Genomic DNA, 13,002 nt, shown 5'->3' with positions numbered 1-13,002 from the left:
TTAACGTTCAACTTTGGTATAAATCTCTTTTAGCTGGCACATGGCCCGGTGCACCCGCACCTTAACCGCGCCCTCGCTTATATTCAATATCTGTGCAATTTCCTGGTGTTTTAACTCCTGGAAACGGCTTAATGATAGTATCTCCCTTTCATCTTCACTTAACCTGCCCATGGCTTGCTGCAAACCCTGCGCTGCCTGCTTCCTTTCCAGCTGCTCCTCTATATTGGTGCTGCCGGGTATCCAGTCGGCCATGTCCTCAACACTGCTGGCTGCCATGGCCAGTTTTTTGCGTTTACCCTGGTCTTTTAGCACATTGCGGGCAATGGCATACATCCAGTGGATAAATTCGCCGCTGCCGGTAAAATTGTGCCGGTATTTCAGCATTTTATAAAATACCTGTTGCACCATATCCTCGGCGGCCTCGCGCTGGTAGGTCATGTGGTAAAGGAAACCGTACAACTGGCGATGGTAGCGCTGGAAAAGCAGCCCCATCCGGTCCAGGTCGCCGGCTTTTACTTTTAGCATGATCGCGTTATCATTCAGCGTATCCAAGCAGGTTTAGTTTTTATAGTTAATCATTATAGCCCTGTAAACTCCGGTTAAAAAAAATGGTTACAGGAAATTTAAGAATTTTTTTCAAGTATTAAAATCCCCGCGTTAGCGATAGGAGCGGATACCGGCCCGTGGCTAAGGCCCGTGCAGTATGAGCGGATAGCGCGGGCCGAAGGCAACGCCATTATAGTGGTTTGCTAATTGGATATGAGAGATAGTTACTGCTACGAGATTGCCACGTCGTTACCTCACCCACCACCTGCATGCCAACTCCTCGCAATGACAAATTTGATATAAATAAAATATTTCTACCTGATAATCAACGCATTTCAAATAAACACTACTAAATCTATAGATTTTATTTGGTATTTAAATTATTGCCCTTATATTTGTTGCCGTAATCGTTCTTTATTTACTTATCCAGAAAGACTGAGGGAAAGGCCCGAAGACGTCTTAGCAACCTGTGAGACCGCGTATATGCGACTTAATAAGGTGCTAATTCCTGCTCTGTAACCAAACAGGGAAAGATAAGCGAGTGAACAAAAATTCCACACCGTATTTACGGTTCCCTCTCTTTTCAGCTTTTGCAGATAAGCAACATTAAGTATTAAATTTTTCGTATTGGGTTTAAAGTTAATTATTCCGGTAATTTGCTTTAACTAACAAAATACATCTAACATTAAAAAACTGAGACCATGAGTTTACGATTAGGCGACGACGCGCCAAACTTTAAAGCCAAAACCAGCCAGGGCGAAATTGATTTTTACGAATTTTTAGGCGATAGCTGGGGTGTACTATTCAGTCACCCGGCCGATTATACGCCGGTTTGCACCACCGAACTGGGCCGTACCGCAGCCCTGAAAGAAGAATTTGCCAAACGCAATGTAAAAGTGGCGGCGCTGAGTGTAGACTCGGCAGAATCGCACCAGGGATGGATAAAGGATATCAACGAAACGCAAGACGTTGAGGTAACTTTCCCCATCATTGCCGACGAAGACCGCAAAATAGCCGAAGCATATGACATGATCCACCCTAACGCGTCGCTGAACGCTACGGTAAGGTCGCTGTTCATTATAGGCCCGGATAAAAAGATCAAACTGATCATCACTTACCCGGCATCAACCGGTCGTAATTTCAACGAGATATTAAGAGTGATTGATTCGCTGCAACTGACAGCTTACCATAGCGTAGCCACCCCGGCCGACTGGAAAGATGGCGAAGATGTAGTGGTATTGCCGTCTATTAAAACCGAAGATATACCGGCTAAGTTCCCTAAAGGGCATAAAGTAATAAAACCTTATTTAAGGACAACGCCGCAGCCAAATAAATAATACACAAGCCCCCCGAGCCCCTAAAGGGCAGGGTTTAAAGTAAAACTGTGCAAGGTTTTAACACTCCTCCTTTAGGGGTCTGGAGGGCAAAAAATATACGTATCTCCTTTAGTAAAGTAAAACTGTGCAAGGTTTTATGAAGCCGTCTCCGCTGATATATAGCGGAGCGGCTGGGGGGAGATGAATAAAACGATCAGATGGCCGAGTGGATAGGCGGAGGTTAGCAAGGCCTTTAACGGTGGTTCAACTCCATCTCTGATCTCTCTGTTTTAAATTAATAAATTAAGTAAGCTGATGAGCAACCTGCAATGCCCGGTAGATTTTGTAACCATTAACGAAAATAAGGCCCGTGTTAATGCCTTTTTTGTGCTGGCCCTGGGGGTAACTTTTTTGCTGACCAACGCCTGGGTGATAATTGCTATACTGGCCGTTGATTTTTTATTGCGCGCCACCAGTTGGGGGAACTACAGTCCGATAGGGTTTTTAAGCGACGCAGTGATCAAACAACTGAAAATTAAGCATAAACCGGTTGACCGTGCCCCTAAACGATTTGCTGTGGGCGTTGGGTTTGTGTTTACGGCGGGCATATTAATATTGCTGGCATCACAACAAAATTTCGCGGCGCAAATACTAACTGTGGTACTTATTGTATTTGCATGCCTGGAAGCCTTCGGTGGGTTATGCGTGGGTTGTTATGTGTACACTTTAGGCTTATTACTGATTAAAAAAACAAGTAAATAAAAATTTATCAAAAAAGACTACTAAAATTGTCGTCTATTTAAATGCTTTTGTTATGAAATATCAAAACATGAAATATTACGGAATTATTTACGGGTTGGACCACTGTTGTTGTTAGGCTGCACCTTCGCTTTAGTTATTGCCGAAAGGCTATCTGTTTATTCAATAAAATATATTATCATGTTAACTACCACCATTAACACCAGTAAATACCCATTTTTCGACCTTTCAGAAATTGTGCCCGAGGCCGATATTGCGTTTAAGCCATATAAGCCCCTGAAGCCGGTACGCACCGGGAATTACCTGCCCAATTTTACTTTGCAAAATACCTATACCCGCTGGCAGCACTTTTTTAATGGTGCCGAAACACACGGCGCCATCCTTTTAAAGCAATTGCTGAGCAAGCCGCTGGTAATAAGTTTTTATTCGCCACAGTGGCAGCAGCATGGTTTAGATCAATTAAAGCAGTTGAATGCTATCCAGGCGGAAATTAAGGCAAATGGCGGCAACTTGCTCATTATCACTGCAGAAAAGCAGGATAGCCTTGAAAAACTGGTTTGGGAAAACAACCTGTCGCTTAATTTCTATTTCGATGCGGCGCATGAAATTGCCCAAACCCTGCGGATATACAGCGATGCAGACCCGGTATGGAATAGGTTTTCGGGTATTGATATTAATGTGCCGCTACCGGCCACTTATGTATTGGATGCAGCGCGCCAGGTGGTTTACAGTCATGCAGAGTTTGAAACTGCATTATCAAATCGTGATGTTATCTCGGCAGTATATAACGCCAGCTTAGCGGGGAATTTGAAAAGGTCGGCATAAGGAGGGCCTCACCTAACTCTTTCCAGGGAGTATAGCCTATAAATAGGCAGAATTCACAAATTCCCTCCCATGGGGAGGGGGAGTTAGGATGTGCGGTGGTAGGGAGGGGTTTCGTGACTTTACAAAACCCCTCCCTGCACCCTCCCCATGGGAGGGAATCGCACATGGCCGCTTAAAATAAAAACATAGCAATTCTTTCAATGCTTCTCAACTTAGGTTTATGAATTGTTTGTTTGGTTAGGCCCCGGTAACGGGGCTTTTCTTATATCCTTACAAACAAGGGGCACCCCATTTTAACAAAAAACCTTATCAAAATGGAAAGGGTTATCCGTGCCATTTTTTTAAAATATTAATACACTAAGCTTAACTTGTCTTTTTTCGCAAAAGTGAATTTATGGCACTATTTTAGTATGGATATATTATGCATGCATAATATATTAAGTATATTTGTGCACTAATTAATTTACAACAATAACAATAAGCAGCTATGATAACTATAGTTAATACCATTTCAATGTTATGCCTTATCGCCCTCCCTTTAGCAAGAAAGACCACCCAAAAACACGATAAACCTGTTGTTTATAAAATTGATACAGATACTACCGAGGCCAGCTATGCTATAAATAGTAACGGATACCTTGAAGAAGTAGCCGAGAACAAGGTGAAAAGATAAATTATAAATTCAGCTCGATTAACGTATATGTAAGTCATTCTTACATCGGCCCCGGCAACGGGGCTTTTTTATGCACGTTAAAGCCGTTTTTGCAGGTCATATGTTGCTAAAAGCAGTACGGCAGGATGCTGCGGTTTGGAATTTTAGGCTTAAGGTTGTACACTTGCATTATCTACACAACAGTCGTTTCATATACCTAAAATTTAATATTTTGAAAGTAATACAAGCTGTACATCCCGAAGATTTTAAATCGTACCAAACTGCCAAGATCCGCGAGCGTTTTTTGCTGGATGGCATTGTCGATCCGGGAAAAATTAACCTGGTTTACACCCATTACGACAGGATGATAGTAGGCGGCGCCATGCCGATGGGTACCGAACTTAGCCTGGGTAATTATCCTAACCTACGTGCCGAGTACTTTTTAGAGCGCCGCGAGATAGGCATTATCAACGTGGGCGGCGATGGTACAGTTACCGCCGATGGCACCAGCTACAATGTTAACAAGCTGGACTGCTTGTATATTGGTAAAGGTACTAAGGATGTGAAATTTGCCAGCAAAAGCGCTGACGCACCTGCGGTATTCTTTATCCTGTCATCACCGGCGCACATGACCTATCCAACCGCGCTAATGACCAACGAGGACGCAGTTAAAGTAAACGCGGGCTCAGCAGAAACGGCTAATAAGCGTACCATTAATAAATATATATTTTTAGAAGGTATACGCAGCTGTCAACTGGTAATGGGCTTAACTATTTTAGAACCAGGCAGCGTTTGGAACACCATGCCGGCCCACGTGCACGACAGGCGCATGGAAGCTTACTTCTATTTCGACGTACCGCAGGGCAATAAAGTAGTGCACTATATGGGCGAAGGCGACGAAACCCGCCACATTATGATGAACAATCACGAGGCGGTAGTATCACCACCGTGGAGCATCCACAGCGGCAGCGCTACCAGCAATTATAAATTTATTTGGGGTATGTGTGGTGAGAACCAGGATTACACTGATATGGATCCGATTGCGATACCTGACTTGCGATAATTAAACATCAACCAAAAGACAACAGACATAGTGGAAAATAACTTCTCATTAGCCGGTAAGGTAATTGTAGTGACCGGCGGTACCGGCATTTTAGGCAAATCGTTTATTGATGGTATTGTGGCGGCCGGTGGCGCTGTAGGCATACTAGGCCGTAATGCTGAGATTGCTGAGCAACGCGCGGCCGAGATCAATAAGAATGGCGGCAGGGCTATCGCCTTAGTTGCCGATGTGCTGAATAAGGACGAATTGATGGCCGCTAAAGAAAAAGTTTGGGCCGAATTTGGCCGGCTGGATGGTTTGGTGAATGGCGCTGGTGGTAATATGCCCGAAGGTGCGATACAGCCCGACGAGGATATATTTAACATGAACCTTGATGGGATGAAACGCGTAGCCGAACTTAACCTTTGGGGTACCATTATCCCTACGCAGGTTTTTGGTGAGCTGATTGCCCGTACCGGCAACGGCAGCATTGTGAATATTTCATCTATGAATTCCAAACGTGCTATTACTAAGGTATTGGGTTACAATATGGGTAAAGCCGGGGTTGATTGCTATAACCAGTGGTTTGCTGTTGAACTGGCTAACCGGTATGGCGATGCCATCCGTATGAACGCGCTGGCGCCTGGCTTTTTCCTAACCGAGCAAAACCGTAACATGCACCTGAAACCCGATGGCAGTTATTCGCCACGTGCCGAGTCTGTGATCAGGCAAACCCCATTCAAGCGTTTCGGCAAGCCTGAAGAGTTAATTGGCGCGCTGGTATGGTTACTGAGCGATGCATCGGCCTTTGTAACAGGATCGATGGTGTGTGTGGATGGCGGCTTCTCTATTTTCGGGGGAGTTTAGGCCCCACCCAACCCTCCCCTGAAGGGGAGGACTAAAAATAAAATCCAACCTTCAATAGTCTCCCCCTCTAGGGGGAGATTTAGAGGGGGCTAAACCAATATAACCAAATGAAAAACCTGTTTAAACTAACCGCATTAGTAGCTATATCGGCAGTGCCTTTTATGCTAAAAGCGCAAACTGTTACGCTTGATTATTACTTCAATCACGAGGTGCACAAAACCAAAGAAGGCGCTGTAGAACGCTTCCATTACCTATGGGAAGAGAAAGACCTGAACGGCTATTCTAATTGGGGTGACGCTTTTGTGGCGGCTGGGGCCAAAATAAAGTCGCTGGATGCCGCGCCTACGGTTGATAATTTGAAAGGAACGGATATTTATATTATTGTAGACCCCGATACTAAAAAAGAAAGCCCGAACCCTAACTATATTATGCCCAAAGATGTTGAACAGATTGAAAAATTTGTGAAAGCAGGCGGCGTATTAGTAATGATGGCTAACGATAGCGCCAATGTGGAATTACCGCACTTTAATACCCTGGCGGCCAAATTCGGCATGCACTTTACCGATGATTTGAATAACCACGTGCTGGGCAACAAAATTGAAAGCGGTACTATGATGGTTGAAGGTAACCCGCTGTTCCCGACAGCTAAAAAGATATACATGAAAGACATCTGTGGCATCGCATTAACTGGGCCCGCAAAACCATTATTAAAAAATGGCGACGCGGTAGTTATCGCGACAGCCAAATATGGCAAAGGCACCGTCTTCGCTGTAGCCGACCCATGGCTGTATAACGAATATACCAACGGCCACCTGCCGGCAGGTTATGATAATGATAAAGCTATTGTTGATGTAACCCAATGGCTGCTAAAACAGGTGAAGAAGTAATGTGCAGATAACAAGCTTAAGAAATGTCATTTCGACCGTAGGGAGAAATCTTATACGCACAGCCGGCTGCATGCATAAGATTTCTCCTCGTACCTCGTTCGAAATGACATTGATGGAAAAAACTTCCGAACTCTCCTAAAACAAACTCTCGTAATCCTCCATCGTATCCACATCAATAGCAGCCGGTTTAAACGGTACAGTTACCAGGCGCTGTGGTGGATCATCGAATATTTGCCGCGCGCCTTTATCACCCTTCAACTGGTAAAGCGTTTCAAACACTTCGCGACTAAATATACAGGGCGAGCCCACCACATTGGCAAAAGCCGTAGCCACAATTACCTGGCTGCGGTGGTGTAAAAACATATCCAGCAGGTTGTTCAGGTGCTCGGTAGTGATAAGGGGCTGGTCGCACAGCATAATTAACGCGCCGGTGGTGGCCGGATTTGTGCGCGTTAAGGCCCGCAATCCTGTATGAATGGAAGTTGCCATGCCTTGCTGCCAGTTAGTATTATGCGCCACCGCTATGTTAAGACCGGCACACTCTTTAAACAATTCATCGTGGAGGGCGCCGGTAACTACCAGCAGTGGCCCCTTGCAGCGCGATGCCTGCGCGGTTTCCACCGCGTGGCGCAGCAGCGACGTATCTTTATATTTTAATAATTGCTTAGGCTGCCCCATACGGCTTGAACTGCCTGCAGCCAAAATAATGATACCAATATTATCCATTACTCAATATGTTAATAATAGGGTTGCGGTTATGTATAGGTGCGTCAACATCGCGCAGGAAGCCGCCTTTAAAGCCATTGCGGACCGCCTGTAATTCAGCCATGATGGATAGCGCTATTTCTTCAGGGTTCTCGCCGCCAATATCCAGACCAATAGGGCTGTGTATGCGGTTGTTCAACGTAGCAGTGTCAATGCCTTTTTGCTCCAGTTCATTCAGCATACGGTCAGTTTTTTTGCGCGGGCCAAGTATGCCAATATAGGCTATTTTTTGCTGTTGCGATAGGGCTTCCAGCGCGGCCAGGTCGTAGTAATAATTATGACTCATCAGTACAGCAAAGCCTTGGGTGTTTACAAACTTGTCCATTTCCCCCACGCGTGCCACAGTCACCTTTTCCGCTTCAGGGAAACGGGTGCTGGTTGCTAATAGTGGCCTGCCGTCCATTATCATTATTCGCCAGCCTAAGCTTTTAGCCATGCGGCATAAGGGTTGTGCATCGTTCCCTGCGCCATAAATAGTGAGTATGGGAGCGGGTTTTATCAGTTCCAAAAACAGGCGGATGCTTTGACCCGCATATTCATAATCATGAACAACAGAACTACATACTGCAAGTATCTCGTGCATATCTGGCAGCACTTGCTGCTTTACAAAGTCAGGATTCATTTGCCCCGGTTTAACTGAGCCATCTTTTAACAACAAAACCCGTTCAGCAGGCGCTGCTATAGTTGTGCTGGTGCTTTTTAAAACAGTGGCCAGTACCGATGCCTGTTGCAGTTGAAAGGTTTCCCGCAATAATTCTAAAGGATTATAAGCATCATTGAAGTTAATTGGTTCCATCAAAATAGAGACCTCGCCCTGGCAGCCTAATTGCGCACCATTTTCCAAGTCATCTTCAATGTCGGTGCTATCGTAAACGATAATTTCGGGTTTGCCACGCAGTATCACCTGTTGCGCCCGGCGGCGGGCATCGCCTTCCAAACAACCGCCGCTAACGGTGCCGGTTAGCTGACCTTCATTGGTCACCAGCATACGTGCCCCGGGGCGACGATAAGCCGAACCATTCACCTCAACCACCGTGGCCAGCGCGCAGGGGTTGACCAACCGGCGTTCGGTATCATAAGCGGCTAAAAGGCGTTGTAGTTCAGACATGGGTAGTTATTGGTTAGGTAAAGATAAGCCGAATGACTTGTATTAGCAATATCGGGTTAGCTTGTTGTTGTTTGGCTAAAGCCAATTCATTGGCCTTCTACCCGTTGACTAAAGTCAACGGCAATGAGGATAGCTAGACATAGTTTCAATTCATTGCCGTCCCATTTATGGGACGGGACAAAAGGCTAAGGGTCGGCTTCAGCCAAACTTCCGTAAATCATGGTTTACATGGTTTACAAAATTCGATGTTTATTTTTACACAAGTAATTGATAATGAATGTATTAAGTAGTTTACAGCCCCAAAATGTGTAAACCATAAAATCGGTAAATTCTACTTGCATTATACTTAGTTTGTATTTATCTTAGTATCTAAGATATTTATTAAACAAGATAAATGAAGGATACAGTACAACAAGCAGATAAAGTAAGCGCCCTGGGGAGCCGCTTTTCCGATGCCATCATCATTTTACATGAAACGATAGCCCGTAAAGCTGGCTTGTCTGGCACCGAGCATAAATACTTAACCATGCTGATAAAAAAAGGTGCTATGACCGCCGGCGAACTGGCCAAACAAACTGGTTTAACCACGGGCGCAATAACCGGATTGGTAGACCGGCTGGAAGCCAAAGGTTTGGTAAAACGTGCTTTTGATAAAACTGACCGCCGCAAAATTATCATTGTACCGGAACTGGATAAGATCACCGCACTGCTGACGCCATTATTCAGCAACCTGCAAAGCAAAATGATGCAGTTAATAGCAACCCTGAGCGAACGCGACAAACAGGTTATTGAACAGTACCTGTTAGCCACTATTGGTGTAATGGAAGAAGCAACTCAAAGTTTAAACGATAAATAACCTACCAATGCCATCATACGATTACCTGCACCGCGCCGAGTTTTGGCTGCTGATCACCACGCTTGTTTATTTCCTGATGAACGGGGCACAAATTTTTGAAACCGCCGTAATTATTCCCCGGTGGACGGCTAACGCCCCCGCATCATTCAGCCTGTTGAAAGGCATCGATTTAAAAACTTTTTGGATAGTTATGCATTCTGTGCATGAAATCACCTTTATGGCGGCCATTTATTTTTGCTGGGATCTCGGCCAGGTGCGCAATTGGCTGCTATTGCTTTTTGGTATCCACTTTGCCGTGCGAGTATGGACAATAGTGTATTTCGCACCCATCATTATCAGATTTCAAAAAAATGAGAACCTTGCCGCAACTGATGAGGAATTACAAATTATTGCAACCCGTTGGCGTAAACTTAACTATATCAGGGTAGGGCTATTTGTGGCTATTTCAATAGCTATGGTATTTACTTACTTCCTTTTTATGAGTATAAGATATTAAGCCAGCTTATTTAACGCTTGTTCCAAATCCTCTATCAAATACTCCGGTTCTTCCAATCCCACGTACATGCGGATGAGTTGATGGCGGATATTCCCGGCATCAAAGTCTTCTGCCTTAATGGTGGCAATGGCGGGGATAACCAGGCTTTCGTGCCCGCCCCAGGATACCGCCATCAGTATGTGTTGAAGGCTGTTACAGAAATTTTCTATCTTCTGCACTGATCCGTCCTTTAGTGTAAAACTGAACAGTCCACCGCATCCCTGCATTTGTTTTTGCGCTAATTCGGCTTGTTTAAATCCGGGCAGGAAGGGCCATATTACTTTATCTATCGCCGTGTGGTTTTGCAGCCAGTTGGTAATTACTTTGGTAGATTCAAAACTACGCTGCAAGCGCAGGGGCAGGGTGCGCAAGCCCCGGATCAGTAACCAGGCCGACTGTGGCGCCATGCTGGCCCCAATGTTCATGTATTCCAGCTCGAATATCTTTTTCAATAGCGCGCGACTGCCTGTTAACACACCTGCCACCACATCTGAATGCCCGCCAATGTATTTGGTAGCCGATTGCGCCACCAGATCTATCCCCAGCTTAATAGGTTGCTGGTATAAAGGTGAGCAGTAACTGTTATCAACCATCGTCAACAACCCTTTACTTTTGGCCAACTGGGCGATGGCTGCCAGGTCCTGCAACTCGTAACTAAAAGTGTTCGGACTTTCCAGGTATATCAGTTTGGTGTTGGGTTGCAGGGCATCCTCAAAATTTTGCAGCTCCGTACCGTTAATAAACGTGCAGGTTACGCCAAAGCGGGGCAGCAGTTTGGTGAACAGTTTAATGGTCCAGCTATAAGGGTTCTCTACACAAACTACATGGTCGCCTTGTTGCAGCAGCGAAATAACCGGGATGGCTATCGCGGCAATGCCGCTGCCAAAAACAAGGGCATCCTCGGCGCCATCCAGTGCTGCCAGCTTTTTGCGCAGGATGTTGATGGTTGGGTTGTTACCCCGCGAATATAAATTAGCATCATACTCATCGCTTAAAGCATCGCGAAAAGCATTTACCGTATTGAAGGTAAAGTTGCTGCTCTGTACAATCGGCGGCGCTATGGCATTAAAATACGTGTCACGGTCTTCGCCAAGTTCGTTTAGTATGTAGGAGATATTCATGGGATAGTTGGAACGATAAACAAAAAGTAGGTTAAGCCAAGTGCGGGGATTATAAAAAATATACCCGTTATGATAAGCTTTAGTTCCGTTGCCCGGTAGTTAAGTTGTTCCACCGGTTTCAATAAAATGCTTAACATTAGCCCGTTAAAAATTAACGCGTATATGGCCGTGGCTATAGTTAAAAAAGTCCCTGTGCTAAAGGTATCCCAACACTTTATTATAAATATTAAGAGGAAACACAACTGGAATATAAATATGCCCCGGGCAGTTTTCTTCATGGCCTTTAGCGATCTTTCATCCGCCGTTTCGGTGCTTTCAACAAATGGTTCCATTATTTCGTCGGGATCTTCCCTTTATTCAAATAAACACTCAGGTAATAAATAGCTAACCCCAAAGCAAAAACCCCCAGGCAAACAAAAGCCGCACCCGGGTTAGCCCAAAAAATATTCAAAGTAACAAACCAATAGGAGAGGATAAAGATGACAGGCACCAGCGGGAACCATTTAATAGTGTAAATGCCCGTGCCATCTAGTTGCTTGGTACGCTTGCGCAGGATGAAGATGGATAGCGCCGCCAGCGATAAGCCTATGGTATCAAAAAACATTACATAATCCAGCATCTTGCGGAAGCTATCGGCAAAAAACAGTACCACCAATATGCACAGTACAAAAAAGGTAACGCCAAATTCCTGCACCTGTGTTTTAGGGTTCACCTTGCGGAAAATATAGGGCAGGATACCGTCCTCACTCATGGCGTAATATACCCGCGGGTTGCTCATTACGTTCACATTGATATAAGCCAGCACCGAAACAAACATCAGGACAGAAGCTATTTTTGAGCCAATACTACCAAAAATAACACCAGCCATAGTAGCCGCCAGCGTAGTGGTTTGCTGCAAGCCACCCAACCCTAACACTTTATAGTAAGTAAAATTGATAGACAGGTAAAGAAAGATAACTACCCCAATACCCACGCCAATAGCCTTAGGGATATTACGTTTAGGTTCAATAATATCGCCGCCAAAGTTGATGGTTTGCTGATAGCCGCCATAGGTAAAAAATATAGGTACTAAGCTTAAACCGAGGGCGGTGATGATGTTACCGTTATTAGGTAATCCTTTCACTATCATGTGCGTATCATCGTGCATAAAAACGGCGCCGCATAAAACCAAAATGGCCAGCACTTTAAATAATGTTAACAGGTTTTGGGTGCGGGCGCTAACTTTTATGCCTAAAAATGCCAGGGCATAAAGGATCAATACCGATACTACCGCTACTATTTGTACATATAACGGCGATTGCCAATCGGGGGGCAGTAATACCGGGTTAATATAATTGGCACCGATAATGGCCACCACAGCTACCGATGCTGCGTTACTGATAACCAGTACCCAATTGATCATAAATGCGAAGGCGGGATGATAGCAATATGAAAATACCTTATAAAAACCGCCTGTGTGCGGATAGCGTGCGCCAATCTCGGCAAAGGTGAGCGCCCCGCACAGGGTAACCAGCCCGCCGAATAACCAGGCGCCGAAGAATATCCAGGTGCTGCCCGCCCGTACGGCCACCTCGCTGGGGTTAGCAAAAATACCCATGCCTATCACCAGGCTGATAACGATCATGGTCAGGTCGAACCGGTTAAGTCGTGGGATGATACTCATGTTTATCTAAACGTTAAAATGCTTTCTTAATATTATAATTTCAAAATATGATATAAAACC

At 45.0% G+C, this 13,002-nt stretch carries 14 protein-coding genes, 1 tRNA gene and 1 riboswitch; of the genes, 10 read left to right on the top strand and 5 right to left on the bottom strand.

The features are described from left to right. The gene (locus IRJ18_RS13310; protein ID WP_228072854.1) at nucleotides 1-552 is read right to left on the bottom strand and encodes an RNA polymerase sigma factor; all 552 of its coding nucleotides are present in this window, start codon (nucleotides 550-552) and stop codon (nucleotides 1-3) included. A 413-nt stretch (nucleotides 553-965) separates the two neighbouring features. Further along, nucleotides 966-1,086: riboswitch (SAM riboswitch) on the top strand. 161 nt (nucleotides 1,087-1,247) lie between these two features. On the opposite strand from IRJ18_RS13310, the gene IRJ18_RS13305 reads away from it, so the two are divergent. From IRJ18_RS13305 to IRJ18_RS13270, 8 genes are all read left to right on the top strand, one after another. Beyond that, the gene (locus IRJ18_RS13305) at nucleotides 1,248-1,883 is read left to right on the top strand and encodes a peroxiredoxin (RefSeq protein WP_194106813.1); all 636 of its coding nucleotides are present in this window, start codon (nucleotides 1,248-1,250) and stop codon (nucleotides 1,881-1,883) included. A 191-nt stretch (nucleotides 1,884-2,074) separates the two neighbouring features. Continuing rightward, nucleotides 2,075-2,145 (top strand) — tRNA-OTHER (locus IRJ18_RS13300). A gap of 32 nt (nucleotides 2,146-2,177) precedes the next feature. After that, complete coding sequence (locus IRJ18_RS13295) at nucleotides 2,178-2,624, top strand: DUF4395 domain-containing protein (RefSeq protein ID WP_194106812.1); 447 nt, start codon at nucleotides 2,178-2,180, stop codon at nucleotides 2,622-2,624. 177 nt (nucleotides 2,625-2,801) lie between these two features. Continuing rightward, nucleotides 2,802-3,446, top strand: a complete 645-nt coding sequence (locus IRJ18_RS13290; protein ID WP_194106811.1) for a peroxiredoxin family protein — start codon at nucleotides 2,802-2,804, stop codon at nucleotides 3,444-3,446. 487 nt (nucleotides 3,447-3,933) lie between these two features. Beyond that, nucleotides 3,934-4,119, top strand: coding sequence for a hypothetical protein (locus tag IRJ18_RS13285; protein ID WP_194106810.1), 186 nt, complete (start codon nucleotides 3,934-3,936; stop codon nucleotides 4,117-4,119). Between the two features lie 211 nt (nucleotides 4,120-4,330). Beyond that, entirely contained in the window at nucleotides 4,331-5,161 is an 831-nt protein-coding gene (gene kduI, locus IRJ18_RS13280; protein WP_228072852.1) for a 5-dehydro-4-deoxy-D-glucuronate isomerase, read from the top strand. Between the two features lie 30 nt (nucleotides 5,162-5,191). Further along, nucleotides 5,192-6,007, top strand: coding sequence for an SDR family oxidoreductase (locus IRJ18_RS13275; protein WP_194106809.1), 816 nt, complete (start codon nucleotides 5,192-5,194; stop codon nucleotides 6,005-6,007). Nucleotides 6,008-6,114: 107 nt separating this feature from the next. Beyond that, a complete protein-coding gene (locus IRJ18_RS13270; protein WP_194106808.1) occupies nucleotides 6,115-6,894 on the top strand; it encodes a DUF4350 domain-containing protein in 780 nt (259 codons plus the stop codon). Nucleotides 6,895-7,029: 135 nt separating this feature from the next. On the opposite strand, the gene IRJ18_RS13265 is transcribed toward IRJ18_RS13270, so the two are convergent. Further along, nucleotides 7,030-7,620 (bottom strand): nucleotidyltransferase family protein, encoded by a 591-nt coding sequence (locus IRJ18_RS13265; protein ID WP_194106807.1) that lies wholly within the window; start codon nucleotides 7,618-7,620, stop codon nucleotides 7,030-7,032. Beyond that, complete coding sequence (locus IRJ18_RS13260) at nucleotides 7,613-8,767, bottom strand: XdhC family protein (protein WP_194106806.1); 1,155 nt, start codon at nucleotides 8,765-8,767, stop codon at nucleotides 7,613-7,615. The genes IRJ18_RS13265 and IRJ18_RS13260 overlap by 8 nt, the downstream gene beginning before the upstream one ends. Nucleotides 8,768-9,161: 394 nt before the next feature. Here IRJ18_RS13260 and IRJ18_RS13255 point away from each other — a divergent pair, with 394 nt between their 5' ends. Together IRJ18_RS13255 and IRJ18_RS13250 are read left to right on the top strand one after the other, a co-directional pair. Further along, entirely contained in the window at nucleotides 9,162-9,623 is a 462-nt protein-coding gene (locus tag IRJ18_RS13255; RefSeq protein ID WP_194106805.1) for a MarR family winged helix-turn-helix transcriptional regulator, read from the top strand. Between the two features lie 7 nt (nucleotides 9,624-9,630). After that, nucleotides 9,631-10,119 carry a transposase gene (locus IRJ18_RS13250; RefSeq protein ID WP_194106804.1) on the top strand — a complete coding sequence of 163 codons (489 nt, stop codon included), beginning with the start codon at nucleotides 9,631-9,633 and terminating at the stop codon, nucleotides 10,117-10,119. Here IRJ18_RS13250 and IRJ18_RS13245 read toward each other — a convergent pair. Beyond that, the gene (locus IRJ18_RS13245) at nucleotides 10,116-11,279 is read right to left on the bottom strand and encodes a trans-sulfuration enzyme family protein (protein ID WP_194106803.1); all 1,164 of its coding nucleotides are present in this window, start codon (nucleotides 11,277-11,279) and stop codon (nucleotides 10,116-10,118) included. The genes IRJ18_RS13250 and IRJ18_RS13245 overlap by 4 nt on opposite strands. A gap of 331 nt (nucleotides 11,280-11,610) precedes the next feature. Further along, entirely contained in the window at nucleotides 11,611-12,942 is a 1,332-nt protein-coding gene (locus IRJ18_RS13240; protein WP_194106802.1) for an APC family permease, read from the bottom strand. Nucleotides 12,943-13,002 lie beyond the last annotated feature (60 nt).

Source organism: Mucilaginibacter boryungensis (assembly GCF_015221995.1).
Lineage (GTDB): Bacteria > Bacteroidota > Bacteroidia > Sphingobacteriales > Sphingobacteriaceae > Mucilaginibacter > Mucilaginibacter boryungensis.
The sequence above is the reverse complement of the archived record's forward strand: the minus strand, read 5'-3'. Positions and strand labels throughout refer to the sequence as shown.